Origin of the sequence: Micromonospora sp. NPDC023888, assembly GCF_040639415.1 — a bacterium.
Classification (GTDB): Bacteria; Actinomycetota; Actinomycetes; order Mycobacteriales; family Micromonosporaceae; genus Micromonospora.
In genome coordinates, this window is the sequence record NZ_JBEZZW010000015.1 from 1 (window position 1) to 16452 (window position 16452).

Consider the following 16452-nt stretch of genomic DNA (forward strand, 5'->3'; position numbering starts at 1 on the left):
TTCCTGCTCGGCCACGAGGCGGCGGGCATCGTCGAGCAGGTGGGCGAGGGCGTCACCGACGTCGCCCCGGGTGATTTCGTGGTCCTCAACTGGCGCGCCGCCCGGGCTCCGCCTCGGCTCGACCGCCCTTATGAAACAGACCCTAGGGTGCACGAAGGGTGCCGGGCGCATGGTCGTCTCTGGATCCCGGCGACCGAGATCACGTGGGGAGCACACCTTGACCGACCCGTACCCGGCCCAGCAGCCGCAGTCGCCCTACCAGCCGGGCGGCCCGGTGTACCCGCCGCAGCAGTACCAACCCCACCCGATCGGGCAGCAGGACCTCGGGTCGGATCAACCCGGCCACCTGCCACCGCCGCCGCCGGCAGGCACGTCAAGCCGTAAGCCGCTGCTGTTCGCCGCCGTCGCCTTCGTCGTCCTCCTGATGCTCCTGGCCACCGGGTTCACCGTGTACGAGGGGTTCATCAAGGAGGACTCCGGGGTGGCCGCGTGCAAGGCGATGGCCGAGGGCCGGGACCCGGACGGCACCTCCAAGGGCACCGGCGAGGACGAGCTCACCGAAGCGGAGTACCGGAAGACGCGGAAGCTGTTCGAGGACTCCCGGCACGAGGACATTCGCGAGCACGGGACCGCGCTTGTGGACCTCGCCTGGCAGATCTCGCAGCTACCGGATGGGCAGGAGATGGGTGCGATCGCGTTCCTCGGTCCGGTGGAAACCGCGACGACGGGTCTCCAGACGGCATGCGCCGACCAGGGTGTGATCCTCAAGCTGAGGAGCAGGTAGCGCAGCGCTGCGCGGCGCAGACGGAATGAGCCGCCGAGATCCCGTGAAACTCTTCAGGCATCGCGTCGAATCCGAGACGCGTCGTTCGTAGTAGAGGCAGGAGGCGGTCGGAGGAGGCCGCCGGGACGAGGGAGTCTTGGCATGCCGCGGTACCTGATCTCGTTCAATGACGGCGCGATGGACCACATACCCCGCGAGGACATGCCCGACGTGGGCAAGGCGTCGCACGCGGTGGTCGAGGAGGCCGTGAACGCGGGCGTGTGGGTGTTCGGCGCCGGACTGGAGAGGCAGCGCGCGACAATCGTGTCCACCGACGGGACGGTCACCGACGGCCCGTACCCGGAGACCAAGGAGGTCGTCGGCGGGTTCGTGGTCGTCGACGTGGACACCCGCGAGGAGGCGCAGGTGTGGGCCGCCAGGATCGCCGCGGGTTGCCGCTGCGCCCAGGAGGTCCGCGAGCTCATGCCCGACCCCGAGACAGAGGCGATACTCCGCCGGGCCGGGTCGCCCTCGATGTCCGCGCCCCCGCGGTAGGTCACCTGCTCGACGCGAGTCGCTGTCAAGTACACCGGCTGACGGCGGGGCTCAGCCGTTGATCGTGTCCAGTCCGCGACGAACAACGCGAGGTCACCGGGCTGCGGAACTAGCCTGATTCGGTGATCTCGACGGCTGGCACGGGCGTGCGGGTCAGGCTGCTCGGGCCGGTGGAGGTGGTCGTCGCCGGCAGTCCGCAGGCGGTGAACGGCATGCGCCGCAAGGCGATACTGGCGACGTTGGCGCTGCACGCGGGTCGGGTGGTGAGCGTCGACCGGCTCATCGACGTGGTGTGGGGCGAGCACCTACCGGCCACCGCGGCGAACACGCTTCAGCGCCACGTCTCCTACCTGCGCGGAGTGCTCGGCGAGCCCGGATCGATAGTGGCGCGCCCGCCCGGTTACGTGCTCGACACCGGGCCGGAGTCCACGGACGTCCAGGCCGCCGAGCGCCTCCTCGAACTGGCCCGGCGGTCGTCGGACCGCGCCGAGCAGGTGACCCACCTGACGGCCGCTGTGGCGCTGTGGCGTGGCCCGCCGCTGGCCGACGTGGCCGGGTCCGCCTGGCTTGCGGAGCAGGCCGAACACCTGGCCCGCCTCCGGCTGGAGGCCGAACGGGCGCTCGCCGAGGCCCGGCTGTCCGTCGGCGAGCACGCCCGGCTCGTCCCCGGGTTGGAACGGCTCGTCCGGCAGCACCCCTTCGACGAGCACCTGCACGGGCAGTTGATGCTCGCCCTGTACCGCGACGGCCGACAGGGCGAGGCGGTAGCCACGTACCGGCGGCTGCGCGACACCCTCCGGGAGCACCTCGGCATCGACCCGAGTCCGCGGCTCCGGGATCTGGAGTGCGCCATCCTGCGCCAGGACAGCGCGATCGCCGCACCCGACCCGGCCACACCGGCTCCGGCGTCGGTGGCGGCGCAACTGCCTCCGGCCGTACCGACGTTCGTCGGGCGTGAGGCGGAGCTGGCCGCCCTCGACGCGCTCGTCGATCGGGGCGGCGCCGTGGTGGTGTCCGGGACCGCGGGCGTCGGCAAGACGGCGCTTGCCGTGCACTGGGCGCACCGGGCGGCCGAGCGCTTCCCCGACGGGCAGCTCTACGTCAACCTGCGCGGTTTCGACCCGGGGGCCGCACCTACCGAACCGGCGCGAGCGCTGCACGGGTTCCTGGAGGCGCTCGGCGTTCCGGCGGCACGGATGCCGAGCGACCCCGAGCTGATGGTGAGCCTGTACCGCACGACGGTGGCCGGCCGACGGCTGCTGGTGGTGCTGGACAACGCGCGGGACGCGGAACAGGTCCGGCCACTGCTGCCCGGCTCACCCGACTGCCTCACGATCGTCACCAGCCGCGACCAACTCAACCCGCTCGTCGTCACCGAGAGCGCCCAACCGGTACTCCTCGACCTGCTCAGCCCCGGCGAAGCCCGCGACATGCTGGTCCGCCGGCTCGGAGAGCGCCAGGTCGCCGCCGAACCCGCAGCGGCCGACCACATCGCCGACCGGTGCGCGCGGCTGCCCATCGCCCTGGCCATCGTCGCGGCCAGGGCCGCCACCAACCGGCACTTCCCGCTCGGTGTGATCGCCGACGAGCTGGACGATCTGGACGCCTTCCACGGCGGTGACGAGGCCACCGACGTACGGGCGGTCTTCTCCTGGTCGTGCCGGACCCTCAGCCCGGCCGCGATCCGGCTGTTCCGGCTGCTGAGCCTGCATCCCGGCCCGGACGTCTCCGCCCCGGCCGTGGCCAGCCTGGCCGGCAGCATCCCCCAGGCGACAGGTCCGCTGCTCACCGAGTTGACCCGGGCGAACCTGCTCACCGAGCACACGTACGGGCGCTACGCGTTCCACGACCTGCTGCGCGCGTACGCCGCGAGCCTCGCCGACGAGGCCGAACCACCGGCCGACCGCCGGGCCGCCGTCCACCGGCTGCTCGACCACTGCCTGCACACCGCACACGCCGCCGACCTCGTCCTGCACCCGCACTTCAGCGAGATCAGCCTCCCGCCGGCGGGTGTGGGCGTGACACCGGAAAACCCCCGGAGCAGGTCGGCCGCCACGGCCTGGTTCACCGCCGAACTCCCCGTCCTGCTCGCTGCGGTACCGCTCGCGGCGCGGCTCGGGTTCGAAGGACACGCCTGGCGGCTCGCCTGGACCCTGGCCGGCTTCCTGCACCGGCAGGGGCACTGGCAGGACTGGCTCGGCACGCAACGCATCGCCCTCGCCGCCGCTTCCCGGATCGGGGACCAGAGCGGGCAGGGGCAGGCACACCGCAGCCTCGGTCTCGCCTGCTCGCGACTGCGCCGCTACGACGAGGCCGACGACCACCTGCGGCGCGCGTTCGACAGGTTCACCGAGGTCGGCGACGACGCCGGGCGGGCACACACCTGCCTGAACCTGGGCCAGTTGGCCGAGCGGCGGGGGCAGCGCCACGAGGCGCTCCACCATTCCCGGCGGGCGCTGACCCTGTTCCGGCGGGCCGGAAACCAGGCCGGGCAGGGCTACACCCTCAACGCGGTCGGGTGGCAGGAAGGGCTGCTCGGCGACTACCACAGTGCCCTCCGGTCGTGCGGCGAGGCGCTGCGCATGTTGCAGGAGGTGGGCGACGTCCAGGGACAGGCCGACACGTGGGACAGCCTCGGCCACGCCCATCACCAGCTCGGAGACGACAGGCGCGCGATCGCCTGCTACGAGCACGCGCTCGACCTCTTCACCCAGGTCAACGACCGGTACGCCGAGGCGAGCACCTACGTCAACCTTGGTGGCAGCCACCGGGCCCTCGCCGACCTCGACGCCACCCGTGCCGCGTGGCGTCGGGCCCTGACCATCCTCGACGAGCTCGGCGATGCCGACGCCGACTCGATCCGCGCCGACCTCGCGCAGCTCGACGCCAGTCGACTCGCCTGACGTACCGCGCTTTCCGCGCCGTTTCCGCGCCGCTTCAGCGCGGCCCGGCACTCTTCGGACACCAGCTTCTGTCACGAGGAATGGAGCGTTCGATGAGTCGCTTGGCACGCCGCCTCGCGGTGATCGGGGTGGTCAGCGCGACGGTGCTGGCCATGTCCACCGCAGCCGTGGCCCAGACCGACAAGCCGCCGACGAAGGGTACCGACTGTGTGGTCCAGCACGTCGACGACCGCGGCGGGATCGTCCGGACCGAGACCGAGCCCGAGGGCCGGGAGTACGGCCAGTTCCGGTGCGTCGGCGGGCAGTGGACGTTCGCCTGGGACCCGTTCGGAGCGGACGACATGATCACGGCCGACGAGATCCAGATCGACCCGGCCGGTGCCGTCTCGGTCCGGCGGTTCACCGGCCCCGCACTCGGCAACGACCTCACGGTGGGCGAGATCGCCGGCATCGCCCGAGCCGTCAGCGGCAGCCGGGAGGTGCTGATCGACCGCGCGATAGTGGCGGTCGACGACGGCAGGGAGCGGACCCCGGAGCAGATCGAGGCACTGTTTGCCGGCAAGGACACCACAGGCGTACGGGTGCTGGACATCATCGAGAAGCCGAACGCCGCCATGTCGACGACTGACGTCATCGACGAGGCCGGCGGCACCCCGGAGACGACGGTCGTCTACTTCAGCCTCTGGGGCGCGATCAAGTCGGTCTTCGCCTGGATCGTGGACACGATCGGCGACATCGGCGAGTGGATCGACGACCACTGCGACTGGGGATCCCCGAACACCGTCGGCGACGTGGTCACGTGTCGCTGGTAGCCCGACCGACCCCGCCGGCACCGATCACCGAGACGAGGACACCATGACAGCTCTGCGGGACATCACCAGACGCGTCACCATCATGACGACGGCCCTGATCGTCGGGCTGACCGCTTCGTACGCTCCGTCGCAGGCCGCCGCCGACGAGGCCCGGACGACGGTCACCGACCACCCCGGTGCTCCGGGGACGATGCTCCAACGCTTCGAGGACCTGACCGGCCGGCCCGTCGGCGATCTGGACCGGGTGCTGGCCGTCGACTCCGGAGGCCGCGAACTCACCGCCGACCAACTCGCGGCGCTCGTGGCCGGCGAGCAGGTGGACGGCGTCAAGGTCGTGGGCACGATGCCGGGCAGCCGGGACCTCCTGGGCACGACAATGGCCGACCTCGCCGACGGCGCGTACGACGGCAGGGGTGACGGTGGGACAGCGACCTCCCTGCTGTTCGCCTCGTCCACGCCCGGCGGGCGGGAGTGGTGCCTGACCATGTGCGTCGCCTCGGGCAAGACCATCTGGGAGTGCCTCCTGTCGCGCCGGGGCAGCGACCAGATCCTCACCCTCGACTTCGCCGGCGACACCACGTTGGGTGGGACGAAGGCGGCCTTCGAGAAGGCGAACGGCGTCACCGCCGACGGGCCGTACACCGTGGACACCCTGGTCGGCGACGTCGAGCCCTCGGCGGAGGAGATCGAGATGCTCGTCGGCGGCAAGGACGTCGAATCGCTGCCCCGGGTGGCGACAGTCGACGCACCGGACCCCGGGTGGGCGTTGGCCGACGTCGCCGAGAAGTCAGGCGTCCCGTACGGGAAGAAGACGACGATCCACATCGTCACCGTCGGGCTTCCCCTCCTCGGGAAGGTCGTCTTCGTCTGCGTCACCCACAACGCCGGCAAGACCTGGAAGTGCGAGGCCTACCAGTGGGGCGGGTTCTAACGGGTAGGCCACCGATGAGCCAGCTCTCGGTCGCCGTCCGGGCCTGGTACGCCAGGGTCGGACGGTGGCCGTCGCGGGGGGATCAGGTGTGCAGGGTGTCGCTGGGCGACTGGCCGTGCACCGCTCGGTAGTCGGCCGCGAACCGGCCCGTGTGCGGGTAGCCCCAGCGGTGCGCGATCTCGGCCACGGTGGCCCCCCGGGTCGGATCGGCCCCGAGCAGGTCCTGGTGGGCCCGGTCCAGCCGCGCCCGCCGCAGGTACGCCATCGGAGTGGTGCCCAACCGGCGGCGAAACGCCGCCTGGAGGGCGCGGGGCGTGACGCGGGCGGCCTCGGCGATGTGGGTGACGGTGATCGCCTCGGCTGAGTGCGTCTCGATGAACGACACGGCACGGCGGACCGGGCCGGCGGGTAACGGGACGGCCTCCACCCGGTGCGACAGCGTCATCGCCGAGTTCGGAAAGGCGGCGAGCGCGGCCGAGGCGACCAGGTCGATGGCGGCGCCGACCACGAGCGGGCTTCGGAGCGGCTCCGGCGGCCCGTTGAAGAGGTGGTAGAGATGGATCGTGGTGCTGTGCCAGAAGTGGCCCATCTCCCTGGAGATCGGCGTCATCGCCTCGAAGCGAAAGTCGGCCGGATCGATGCCCGTCCGCTCGGTGGCGGCCTCCGTGACGACGCGCCGGTCCAGATTGACGCAGTAGAGATCGAATTGCTGGCAGATGTTGGTGAGTGGGCGGCCGGTCGGGTGCAGGAGCGCCTCGTCGGGACCTGTCCGCGCCCCGTCCCGGCCGTCCCGCGTCTCGACCTGCCCACTCAGCACGGCGAGAAACATCAGGTCGGTAAGCGGCTCAAGGTGGACTTCGACGGCCGCGCCGCACTGCACCCGGCTGACCAGGATGGGCCCGGCACCGACGGACTCCTCCCGGTACGTGGACTGTCCGACGACGCCGCGCGGCCGAAACTCGATCCCCGAGCATGACTGGTTGATCACGTCCTGCGCCTCCGAGACCTCGCGGGTCTCGTACCTGCGCCAGATGGGCGGACCTGCCGCCTCAGCGCCCTGGTGCATCTTGGCTCCTCGTTGCCAAGCGGAGGGGCCGTCAGACGCGTCTGCTTGGCGACGCACGGTGGGCGGAGCGCGTGAAATGTGAAGGCTCCACTGTTCTCAACGACGTCGAGCCTCCGTCGACATGGGCAGGACCGCAGCCGCCACGCCGATGGCGGGAGCCGTGCTGTCCACAATCCGCGCGAGACGGGCCGGATAACGCCGACCAGAACCAGTGAACGCGGCCGCGGCGGGCAGGACGTGGTAGTTCCGAGAGAGCGGGTTTCCGCTGTTGACGAGTCCGTACCACAGGCACCCGCCGGGCGGACGGCGCCGATCGTCCCGGAGACGCACCCATGAGAACCGCCTACGGGCTGCACATCGAGGGCCTCGACGAGGTCGTCGAACTGGACGGCGGGACGTGCCCACCCGTGGGAAGCCGACCGGTGACCGTACGGCAGCGGCACGCCGCCCCGCCGCCGCCCGCGCCGTTGGACGCCGACCGAATGGTCCGGATACTCGCCGACGGCCGCACCCTCGAACTGAGCCGGGCCAGCGGCAGCGCCACCTTCTACGGGCCGCCGCTCGCCGCGGACCTGCTCGCCCACCCGTACCTCGCCCCGGTGGCCGTGGTGGTCAACCGATGGGCCGAACGGGAGACCTTCCACGCCGGCGCGTTCGTCCACGCCGGACGGGCCTGGGTGGTGCTCGGTGGCCGTACCGCCGGCAAGAGCACGCTGCTCGCGGCGCTCGCCGCCCGGGACGTGCCGGTGCTGGCCGACGACATCGTGGTCTGTGCCGGCGGCGACGTGCTCGCCGGCCCACGCTGCGTCGACCTACGAGAGCCCATCCCCGGCTTCGGGTTGTCCACCCGAGTCGTCCGCGACGACAGCCGGCTTCGGGTCACCCTGCCCGCCGTCACGCCCGGGCTACCCATCGGCGGTTGGATCTTCCTGCACTGGGGTGACCGGCCCGCGGTGACCCCGGTCGGCCCGGCCGAGTTGCTGGCCCGCCTCGTCGCCCGTCGCTCCCTGCCCGAGTTGCCCTCCGACCCGAGCGCGCTGCTCGCGCTGGCCGCCCGGCCCGGTTTCGACCTGACCCGCCCCCGTGACTGGGCGGCCCTCGATGCCACCCACCGACTCCTCGACAACACGCTCACCGGGTCGCTGCCGTGACGGCCGGCCCCGCCCTCGATGCGCTGGCCCGGCTGATCCGCGGCCACGGACCACGTGGTGTGGCAGTGGTGGCGTGGACGATGCTGGCCTGTCGGCGGGTACGTCGCCAGCTCGCCCGAGGCGGGCTTGGCGCGGTACGCCTCACCGCGCCTCCGTCGGGTGGTACCGACACGGTGGTTCGGGGGGCGCTGCGCCGCAGCGGTGGCAACTGTCTGGAGAGCGCACTGGTGCGGCAGCGCTGGTTCGCCGAGCGCGGGGTGCCGCGGACCGTGGTGATCGGGGTCAGCGCGCCGGCCGCCGGTTTCCACGCCCACGCCTGGCTCGACGGCGACCCCGACCCGCACCGGCACGGGCTGGCCGAGATTCTGCGGCACCCGGTGCCGCCGGCCTGGCTGCGCTGACCGTCGCGCCGCCCACACCAGCCCGGTAGGAACGACAGGCGGGACCGGCCGACCGGGGCCGCTTCGTCGCGGACCCCGGTCGACCGGCCGATCCAGGGTGAGTGGCTCGGACAGCAGAGGGTCGTGCTGAAGAGCAGTGAACAGACGTTGCCGACTGAAAAGTCGGCAACCTGACAATTCCGCCCCGGAGAACCGCGTAACCACATTGACGCAGTCATGCTGCTCACTCCCGAGACCGCCTCGGTCCAGCCCGGGGACGCACAGCGCCGAACTCGATTGTTGCGTGGCAACGAACCATCACGCGACCTGTCGTTCGTGAAGTGGACAGGCAGATACGGGAACCGGATCGGCTCATCGGCTCGGCGTCTCGCAGGCTCGATGGATGCCGTCGCCGTGGTCCGCAAGTCCCCGAGAGGCCGTTCCGAACCGCCGACTGGCGCGTTCAAACAGATCGGGACGGATTGACGGCCGACGGAGGTGACGGCCCATGCCGTGGACGGGGAATCTTGACGGGCCCGAGCCTGTCACCCGAGACGTCGTCGAGACTGACGACCCAGAAGAAGCGCACCACGTGATCGCACTCAAGTACGGAGAACACCGCGTACGGATCTCCGGTCCACCCGCTCGATTCCGCTATCGGCAGGCGACGCTGCGCGTCGACGACCTGGAAATCGGTGAGTCCCGATACACGATGCGCAACCGCAGCGAAGCGTTGCCCTATCGCGACTTCACAGCGGTGACGGTGACGCACGGCCGGTATGCCGTCCGTACCGACGACGAGGAGTTGCGCCTCGGCCCCGGCACGACCGGTCGATACCCGCACGTGGGTGCGGTCCACCTCATCGACGATCTGGCGGCCGTCTCCGTCGGGCTGCCGATGCAACGGGTCGCGGCGGCCGCCTCCGTCCGCACCGGCCTGCCCATCGCGAACTTCCGGTTCACCACGATGGCGCCCCTCTCCCCGGCGATGGCCCTGCTCTGGCAGTCGGTGACGGCGTTCGCCCGGCGACAACTCGCCGTCAACGCTGTCGTCGCCAATCCACTGGCCCGCGCCGGCCTGGTGGACCTGGTGGCGACCACCGCCGTCGCGGTGTTCCCGAACACCACAATGACCATCAACTACCTGCCCGGACAGGCAGGTGTCGGCCGCGCGATCGTGCGCCGGGCCGCCGAGTTCATCGAGGCCCACGCCGCGTCGCCGTTGACCGTGGGGCGGATAGCCGAAGCCTGCGAGGTCAGCCAACGCGCGTTACAGGTGGCGTTCCAGCGTTACCACGGGCAGACCCCGATGGCGTTCCTGCGTGCCGTCCGATTACGCCAGGCGCACTGGGACCTGCAACACGCCAAGCCGGGGCAGACCGTGGCCGAGACGGCCCGGCGCTGGGGCTGGACCCATCCCGGGCGCTTCGCCCAGGCGTACCGCGAGACGTACGGCTGCCACCCCTACGACACCCTGCGCGCGACGGGAGCCTCGGTGCCGACGAAGCCGGGCCGGTGACGACCGCCGGCCAATGCCCGGACCAGGACGCCGAGCCGGCCGGGGTGGCCCGCGACCCGCCGGCCCGTCGTGGGGGTGCCGGCCGCACGATCCGCGCGCCCCGTGGACGGCGTCGCCACGCTCAAGGCCGCTGCCGCAGCGGACGGAAGTAGTGTCCGACCGCGTAGCGGTAGACCTCCGCACCGAGTTTCGCACCCTCGACGTCGGCGGTGCGGAAGTGGACGCCACCCCAGACGCGCGCGCCGATCAGCTCGTCGAGCGCCTGCGAGAAGCTGGTGAAATGCCGGGTCGTGCCGGAGTCGACGCTGGATCCGCTGAACGCGACGTCGTCGCGGCCGAAGAAGTACCGGTACAGCGACATCCGCGCGCCGGTGCCGCAGGCGTGGCCGGAAGGGTACTCCGGGAAGGGGGGCGTGCCGAGCAACGACTGCCAGCCCGGGTCGGCGGACGTCCTCGGGTTGCCGTCGATGTCGGCCAGGTGGATCGCGGTGACCGGACGCCAGTAGCTCCAGAAGTCCTTCTGGCTGAAGCACGCCACCCCGGAGTCGGCCACGATGAGGTCGGTCATCGCGAAGAAGCGCGCGGTGTGCAGGGCGTCCAGCTTGTGGGTGGTGGCGAGTTGCCGCTTGATCTCCCAGGAGGCGGACCGCCTGTCGTGCCACCAGATCGCGGCCTCGGTCTGGTCCTGGGTGCGCACCGTGCTCGTCGCACCGCCGACCGCCCGCACCTCGTTGAGGTCGCGGGCGTAGGCGCTGCTGCTCAGGCGGGGCGGCGCCGGGGCGCGGAACGTCGACGCGCGGGGGAGGAGGAACGGTCGCATGTGCCCGGTCCAGGCGCCCTGCGACAGGAACAGCGGCGGCGTGGGTCGCCACTGGCCGGGCTCGGTCCCGGTGCGCCACTGCTGATCCCCGAACGCGCCGTCGCCCTGCCTGGCGGCGACCATCGCGGCCGCCGCTCGCGCCCCTACCGCCACACCGCCCTGCTTCGACCGCCCGGCGGGTACCGCGGCGATGGCCTCGTCGTACTGGGCCCGAAGTCGCTCATGCTGGGCGGGGAAGAGGGCCGCGAGTACGTCGTGGGCGGCCGTGGCGACGGCGGCGTCGGCCGACTCCGTCCCGCTTGACGGCGGTGCGACGAGATACGGCTGGTACGGGGTGCCGCCGATCGCGTTGAGCGCGTCGTAGACGGCTCCGCTCACCATCGCGAAGCTGCGCACCTGCTCGTTCGGCTGCTGAGCCGCCACGTCCCAGATCGCCGTCTGGGCGTTGAGGTCCCAGGTGACCACCGGGTTGGCCGGGCTGCTGCGGGCGATCGCGGCCGCGGAGGCCGACGCTGGTGCGGCCATCGTGGCGGCGACAAGCGAGCCGAGCGCGATGGCTGCGGGAATGACGCGTGACCGGATCGTCCGGCTTGCGGGGCTGCGGCTCGTCATGGTCTCCCCGTCGGTGGGTCGGCGAGGCGTGCCGTCGACAGCACCCGGCGCGCGATCGGGAATCGGTGGCATCGAAGGTAGCATCGTCGCGCCTCGATGCGTGTGACGAGATCGCCCTGCGGGCGCGGCCAACCCGAGATCGACGAACGCCGGGCACTATCGTTCTGGCGTGCACATCCATGTCGACGTCCCCCCCGATCCCGCCTACCCGGGCCGGGTGGCCGCCGCGCTCAGCCGTGTCCGCCTGCGCAGGTACGGCTACATCGGCGCAGTGCTGGTGGTGGTGGGAGCGATCGGTCTCGCCGTCTCGCGCGGGTCCGCCCGGGCCGAGCAGATCTCGCCGCTGTGCACGGCCATGGTCGTGGCCGGTCTGCTGTCGATGCTGTACTCGCCGTGGGTGCGGTGGCGCGCCCGGCGCCGCTCCAGCGGCTACGCGGTCGAGGGCGCGTACGACATCACCGACGACAACATCATGATGCGCAGTGGCTCGCAGTCAAGCGGCATCGCCTGGGACGGGGTCGCCCAGGTGAAGGACACCCCGGAGTTCTGGATCGTGTACGTCGGGCGGATGCCGGCGACGGTCATCCCGCGCCTCCTGATGTCCGACGAGGACGCCGAGACGCTGCGTGCCTATCTGGTCGAACGTGGCCTGGTCCAGTGACTCGCGGGCGCCTCAGGGGGTGAAGGCGCGACGGTAGGCGGTGGGGGTGGTGGCGAACGCGCGGCGGAAATGGGCTCGTAGGTTGGTGGCCGTGCCCAGCCCGGTCCGTCTGGCGACCTCGTCGATCGTGATGTCGTCGCCTTCGAGCAGCCCGCAGGCCGCGCGCAGTCGTTGCTCGGTCAGCCACGCCTGTGGGCTCAGCCCGAACCGGTGTCGGAAGTTGCGGTGCAGTGTGCGGGTGGACTGAAGGCCCTGCCGGGCAAGGTCCGCGACGGTGATCGGCAGGTGCAGGTTGGCGGTCGCCCAGGTGGTGACGGCGGCCATCTCGGCGTCCTCCCCGCCGACGGTGACCGCATCACCGCGGGTGCGCTCGCGGCGGGGCTGGATCTGGCCCTGTGGATCACCGAACGAGAGCTCGGCGCGGCCACCGCCGACCGCGTCGCGGCCACCATCGAATACGCGCGACCGGCTCCCACCTGGCTCGCGTAGGGGAGGTAGCCCCATGAGCGACCTCGCTGGCACGCGCCCGCCGCACCGGTCACCGCCCGGGTGGCTGAATTCCCGCCAGGGCGAGGGTGAGGAGCCGCTCCGCCTTGGTCGCGTCGGCCGGCTGTGCGGCTAGCGAGATCGCGTTGACGAGGGTCACCAGGTCCGCCATCGCGACATCCGAGCGTACGGAACCCTGGTCCGCGGCCCGACGCAGCAGCTTCTCGCCCGCTGCGGTGAGCATCGCGCCACAGGTCCCGTTCTCCTCGGGTGGCGCGTTCAGCAGCGTCACCGCCAGGCCGCGGGTTGTCGTGGCGTACGCGGTGACCTCCTGCAACCAGGTGGTGAACGCGGCGAGCGCGTCCGGCTCGGCCAGCAGGTCGTCGGCGCGGGCGGACAGGTTGCCGACGCAGGTGCGGAACACGGCTTGGAGCAGGGACCAGCGGGACGGGAAGTGTCGATGCAGGGTCGCCGAACCCACCCCGGCGGTGCGGGCGATCTCCTCCAGCGACGCGTACGCGCCGTCGCGGGCGATCGCCTCGGCGGCCGCCGTGACGATGAGGTCGTAGTTGCGTTGTGCGTCCGCTCGCATGGCCCGCCATTGCCAAAGTGGGGTGGTCCCCCATATCGTAGCCGACGAGAAGTGGGGGGAGGCCCCACTTTTCTGGGAAGGGAATCATGACTGTCCTTGTCATCGGCGCGACAGGCAAACAGGGCGGGGCGACGGCCCGAGCGCTGCTCGACCGTGGCGTCGCGGTCCGCGCGCTGGTCCGCGACCCCGGCGCCGACAGCGCCCAGGCTCTACTGAAGCAGGGTGCCGAACTGGTCAGGGGCGACCTGGACGACGCGGCGTCGCTGCTCGCCGCGGCCGAGGGAATGGACGGTGTCTTCTCGATCCCGTACCCCGACGTGGCGAACATGCAGGGCGACGCCGAGTTGACCCGCGGTCGCAACGTCGTCGAGGCCGCGCGGCGGGCCGCCGTGTCGCACGTCGTGCACAGCAGCGTCTCCGGTGCCGGCGACTTCCACCGCAACCAGCCCGGCTGGGCCGAGGGTCGCTGGGACAGACACTACTGGGAGAGCAAGGCGGCCATCGACGAGCTGGTGCGTACCAGCGGCTTCGCGCACTGGACCGTGCTCCTGCCCTCGACCTTCATGGAGAACCTCCTCGGCTGGTCCTACCTCTTCGGCGACTGGTCCAGCGGCACGATCATCACCGGGTTCGCCGCGGACGCACGGCTTCCGTGGATCGCCGTCGACGACATCGGCGAAGCCGCGGCGACCGCGTTCACGAACCCGGGAAAGTTCGACGGCCTGGACGTCGAACTCGCCGGCGACCTGCTCACCATGACCGAGGTCGCGGCGATCCTCAGCGAGGTCACCGGTCGGACGATCGCCGCGCCCGTGCTCACCCCGCAACAGGCGGTCGAGCGCGGCCTGCTCCCGGCCATGGTCAACGCGGTCGAGCGGATCAACGAGAACGGTAGCCCCGCCCGCCCGGAGATCGCCCGGGCGCTCGGCCTGCCCACCACCGATTTCCGCACCTGGGCCCGGCGCACGTTCTCCTGACAGTCACCCGGTCACGACATCGTCGCGAGGGTCTCCGTCCGGGTCGTGACGATGCGGCGGCGGCGCACCGGGTACGGGATCGGGTGGGCGATGCTCCAGGCCGCGCCCGCGCAGACGACCTCCTTGTAGCGGGCCGCCAGCGAGCCCTTGAGCAGGGCGGGCCTGGCCCGGTCGTCGGCGGTCACGTACTGGATGAGGCCGTCGCGGCGACCGAGGCTGATGCACTGGTTGAAGTACCGCAGCGGGGCCTTCGGGATCTTCGTCCGGCCGGTCAGGCGCGCGGCGATGGCGTCGGCGGCCTGCCAGGCCATCGGGGTTCCCGAGGCGCAGGACATCCGCAGCGGTTTCCCGCCCGGTCCTTGCGCGAGCGCGGCGTCGCCGACGGCGTACACGTCGGGGTGGGAGACCGAACGCATCGTGGCGTCGACGACGATCTGCCCGGTGTCCGCGACCGTCAGGGTCGTGGCGGCGGCGACGGGGTGGACGGCGAAGCCGCCCGTCCACACGGTCACCTGGGCCGGGATCACCTGACCGTCGCCGGTGACCGCGCCGGTGGCGTCGACCCGGGCGACGGCGGTGTGCTCGTGGACGGTGATGCCGAGCCGGGCGCATACCTCGCGCAGGTGCTGCTGCGCCTTCCCGGTGAGCCAGTCACCGAGAGCGCCCCGGGCGGCGAGCGCGACGTCGAGGTCAGGGCGGGCCTCGGCGATCTCGGTGACCGCTTCGAGACCGGTGAGGCCGCCGCCGACGACGAGCACCGTCGCGCCGGCCGTGAGCTGGGCCAGCCGGTCGCGCAACCGCGACGCCGACGGACTGCCGGCGATGTCGTACGCGTGCTCGGCGACGCCGGGGACGCCGTGGTCCGCGCTGGCGCTGCCGAGGGCGTAGACGAGCGTGTCGTACGCGATCTCGTCGGCGCCGAGCGCGACGGTCCGGCGGTCGACGTCGACGCCGGTGACCCGGGCCACTCGGACCTCGACTCCGGTGCCCGCGTAGACGTCGCTGAGCGGTCGACGCCTGAGCTGCTGCCCGGTGGCGAGTTGGTGCATCCGGACCCGCTCGACGAAGTCGGCGTCGGCGTTGACGATGGTGATCTGCGTGTCGTCGGGGTGCAACCGCCTGGCGAGACGCCCGGCGGCGATGGCTCCGGCGTATCCGGCCCCGAGGACGACGATCCGGTGCTTCATGGTGTCACTCCTGTCTCGGTGAGGGTCGCTTCCTGAACCGGACAGCGACCCGATTCCTGACAGGAGTCGGCTGAGAGCTGGGTCACCAGACGCGCAGCAGGGGCTCCCCGTGCGCGGATGCGGACCAGTGGCGGGTGGCGCGTACGAGCTTGTCGGGGTTGACCTGGGTGTGCAGGGCCGCGACACCGTCGGACGTCACCTTCAGCGACATGACCCCGACGACCTGTTCGTCGACGACGACCACCAGCGCCGGACCACCGTTGGCGACGTCGGCGTAGAGGGCGAGGCTGCCGCCCACGATGTCCCGCTTGGCGGTGCTGGGCGCGAACAGGCCACGCAGGAACTTCGCCACCGCCAGGGCGCCGACGACGGGTCTGGTCCGGGCCGGGACCTTGCCGCCGCCGTCGCCGATGCTCGTCGCGTCGTCGGTGAGGAGCGTGACCAGCCGCTGCGTCTCGCCGTTCGCGGCCGCGGCGAGGAACTCCTCGACGATCCTGCGCGCGGTGGCCCCGTCGACCTCCGCGCGGGCTCGATCACCGGCGACGTGTTGCTTGGCCCGCCGGTAGATCTGCTGGCAGTTCGACTCGCTGACGCCGAGGATGTCGGCGATCTCGCCGTGCGAGTAGCCGAAGGCTTCGCGGAGCACGTACACCGCGCGCTCCCTGGCCGACAGTCGCTCCAGCAGGGTGAGCACCGCCATCGAGACCGACTCGCGCTGCTCGGCGGTGTCGAGGGGGCCGAGCATCCGATCCCCGGCCAGCACCGGTTCGGGCAGCCAGGTGCCCACGTACGTCTCGCGTCGGGCCCGCGCCGAGGTGAGCTGGTTGAGGCACACGTTCGTGAGTGCCTTCGTCAGCCAGGCCTCGGGCGTCTCGACCCGCTGCCGGTCGGCGGCCTGCCAGCGCAGGAAGGTGTCCTGGACCGCGTCCTCGGCGTCACTCGCCGAGCCCAGCAGGCGATAGGCGATAGCCCCCAGGCGGGCCCTGGCGCGTTCGAAGACCTCGACCTCGTCCGGACTGAGCGGCATGGCTCGATAG

At 71.7% G+C, this 16452-nt stretch carries 16 protein-coding genes and 1 pseudogene; 11 read left to right on the forward strand and 6 right to left on the reverse strand.

Annotation, left to right across the window (positions count from 1 at the left end):
• The 6 genes and pseudogenes from AB0F61_RS15670 to AB0F61_RS15695 all read left to right on the forward strand — a co-directional run.
• Positions 1-99, forward strand: a pseudogene (locus AB0F61_RS15670) (alcohol dehydrogenase catalytic domain-containing protein); the annotation flags it as partial.
• A 118-nt stretch (positions 100-217) separates the two neighbouring features.
• Positions 218-784, forward strand: coding sequence for a hypothetical protein (locus AB0F61_RS15675; protein ID WP_357809869.1), 567 nt, complete (start codon positions 218-220; stop codon positions 782-784).
• 141 nt (positions 785-925) lie between these two features.
• Positions 926-1318, forward strand: coding sequence for a YciI family protein (locus tag AB0F61_RS15680; RefSeq protein WP_357809449.1), 393 nt, complete (start codon positions 926-928; stop codon positions 1316-1318).
• A gap of 122 nt (positions 1319-1440) precedes the next feature.
• Positions 1441-4221, forward strand: coding sequence for a BTAD domain-containing putative transcriptional regulator (locus tag AB0F61_RS15685; RefSeq protein WP_357809452.1), 2781 nt, complete (start codon positions 1441-1443; stop codon positions 4219-4221).
• Positions 4222-4313: 92 nt separating this feature from the next.
• The gene (locus AB0F61_RS15690) at positions 4314-5033 is read left to right on the forward strand and encodes a hypothetical protein (protein ID WP_357809455.1); all 720 of its coding nucleotides are present in this window, start codon (positions 4314-4316) and stop codon (positions 5031-5033) included.
• Positions 5034-5076: 43 nt separating this feature from the next.
• The gene (locus tag AB0F61_RS15695; RefSeq protein WP_357809458.1) at positions 5077-5964 is read left to right on the forward strand and encodes a hypothetical protein; all 888 of its coding nucleotides are present in this window, start codon (positions 5077-5079) and stop codon (positions 5962-5964) included.
• An 82-nt stretch (positions 5965-6046) separates the two neighbouring features.
• Here AB0F61_RS15695 and AB0F61_RS15700 read toward each other — a convergent pair whose 3' ends face one another.
• On the reverse strand, positions 6047-7030 hold the full coding sequence (locus AB0F61_RS15700) for an AraC family transcriptional regulator (RefSeq protein WP_357809461.1): 984 nt from the start codon (positions 7028-7030) through the stop codon (positions 6047-6049).
• A 332-nt stretch (positions 7031-7362) separates the two neighbouring features.
• Between AB0F61_RS15700 and AB0F61_RS15705 the strand changes: the two genes are divergently transcribed.
• The 3 genes from AB0F61_RS15705 (at position 7363) to AB0F61_RS15715 (ending at position 10080) form a co-directional block, all read left to right on the forward strand.
• Positions 7363-8181: a hypothetical protein gene (locus tag AB0F61_RS15705; RefSeq protein WP_357809464.1), complete on the forward strand. Its 819-nt coding sequence runs from the start codon at positions 7363-7365 to the stop codon at positions 8179-8181.
• Positions 8178-8582, forward strand: a complete 405-nt coding sequence (locus tag AB0F61_RS15710) for a lasso peptide biosynthesis B2 protein (protein ID WP_357809467.1) — start codon at positions 8178-8180, stop codon at positions 8580-8582. Before AB0F61_RS15705 ends, AB0F61_RS15710 begins: the two co-directional genes overlap by 4 nt.
• Positions 8583-9153: 571 nt before the next feature.
• Positions 9154-10080: an AraC family transcriptional regulator gene (locus tag AB0F61_RS15715; protein ID WP_357809470.1), complete on the forward strand. Its 927-nt coding sequence runs from the start codon at positions 9154-9156 to the stop codon at positions 10078-10080.
• 121 nt (positions 10081-10201) lie between these two features.
• Here AB0F61_RS15715 and AB0F61_RS15720 read toward each other — a convergent pair whose 3' ends face one another.
• Positions 10202-11584, reverse strand: a complete 1383-nt coding sequence (locus AB0F61_RS15720; protein WP_357809473.1) for a vanadium-dependent haloperoxidase — start codon at positions 11582-11584, stop codon at positions 10202-10204.
• Positions 11585-11681: 97 nt separating this feature from the next.
• Between AB0F61_RS15720 and AB0F61_RS15725 the strand changes: the two genes are divergently transcribed.
• Positions 11682-12173: a YcxB family protein gene (locus tag AB0F61_RS15725; RefSeq protein WP_357809476.1), complete on the forward strand. Its 492-nt coding sequence runs from the start codon at positions 11682-11684 to the stop codon at positions 12171-12173.
• Between the two features lie 12 nt (positions 12174-12185).
• Here AB0F61_RS15725 and AB0F61_RS15730 read toward each other — a convergent pair whose 3' ends face one another.
• Positions 12186-12677, reverse strand: a complete 492-nt coding sequence (locus tag AB0F61_RS15730) for a helix-turn-helix domain-containing protein (RefSeq protein ID WP_357809479.1) — start codon at positions 12675-12677, stop codon at positions 12186-12188.
• A 34-nt stretch (positions 12678-12711) separates the two neighbouring features.
• Complete coding sequence (locus AB0F61_RS15735) at positions 12712-13251, reverse strand: helix-turn-helix domain-containing protein (protein WP_357809482.1); 540 nt, start codon at positions 13249-13251, stop codon at positions 12712-12714.
• A gap of 86 nt (positions 13252-13337) precedes the next feature.
• Between AB0F61_RS15735 and AB0F61_RS15740 the strand changes: the two genes are divergently transcribed.
• Positions 13338-14228 carry an NmrA family NAD(P)-binding protein gene (locus AB0F61_RS15740; protein WP_357809485.1) on the forward strand — a complete coding sequence of 297 codons (891 nt, stop codon included), beginning with the start codon at positions 13338-13340 and terminating at the stop codon, positions 14226-14228.
• Between the two features lie 11 nt (positions 14229-14239).
• On the opposite strand, the gene AB0F61_RS15745 is transcribed toward AB0F61_RS15740, so the two are convergent.
• Both AB0F61_RS15745 and AB0F61_RS15750 read right to left on the reverse strand, forming a co-directional pair.
• On the reverse strand, positions 14240-15415 hold the full coding sequence (locus AB0F61_RS15745; protein WP_357809488.1) for an FAD-dependent oxidoreductase: 1176 nt from the start codon (positions 15413-15415) through the stop codon (positions 14240-14242).
• A gap of 82 nt (positions 15416-15497) precedes the next feature.
• Positions 15498-16442, reverse strand: coding sequence for an RNA polymerase sigma-70 factor (locus AB0F61_RS15750; protein WP_357809491.1), 945 nt, complete (start codon positions 16440-16442; stop codon positions 15498-15500).
• Positions 16443-16452: the final 10 nt, after the last annotated feature.

What these genes read in the sequence shown, in the direction of transcription:
- AB0F61_RS15680 (WP_357809449.1), top strand. Translation starts at nt 926, where the DNA reads ATGCCGCGGTACCTGATCTCGTTCAATGACGGCGCGATGGACCACATA.
- AB0F61_RS15690 (WP_357809455.1), top strand. Translation starts at nt 4,314, where the DNA reads ATGAGTCGCTTGGCACGCCGCCTCGCGGTGATCGGGGTGGTCAGCGCG.
- AB0F61_RS15695 (WP_357809458.1), top strand. Translation starts at nt 5,077, where the DNA reads ATGACAGCTCTGCGGGACATCACCAGACGCGTCACCATCATGACGACG.
- AB0F61_RS15700 (WP_357809461.1), bottom strand. Translation starts at nt 7,030, where the DNA reads ATGCACCAGGGCGCTGAGGCGGCAGGTCCGCCCATCTGGCGCAGGTAC.
- AB0F61_RS15705 (WP_357809464.1), top strand. Translation starts at nt 7,363, where the DNA reads ATGAGAACCGCCTACGGGCTGCACATCGAGGGCCTCGACGAGGTCGTC.
- AB0F61_RS15720 (WP_357809473.1), bottom strand. Translation starts at nt 11,584, where the DNA reads ATGCCACCGATTCCCGATCGCGCGCCGGGTGCTGTCGACGGCACGCCT.
- AB0F61_RS15730 (WP_357809479.1), bottom strand. Translation starts at nt 12,677, where the DNA reads ATGGGGCTACCTCCCCTACGCGAGCCAGGTGGGAGCCGGTCGCGCGTA.
- AB0F61_RS15735 (WP_357809482.1), bottom strand. Translation starts at nt 13,251, where the DNA reads ATGCGAGCGGACGCACAACGCAACTACGACCTCATCGTCACGGCGGCC.
- AB0F61_RS15740 (WP_357809485.1), top strand. Translation starts at nt 13,338, where the DNA reads ATGACTGTCCTTGTCATCGGCGCGACAGGCAAACAGGGCGGGGCGACG.
- AB0F61_RS15745 (WP_357809488.1), bottom strand. Translation starts at nt 15,415, where the DNA reads ATGAAGCACCGGATCGTCGTCCTCGGGGCCGGATACGCCGGAGCCATC.
- AB0F61_RS15750 (WP_357809491.1), bottom strand. Translation starts at nt 16,442, where the DNA reads ATGCCGCTCAGTCCGGACGAGGTCGAGGTCTTCGAACGCGCCAGGGCC.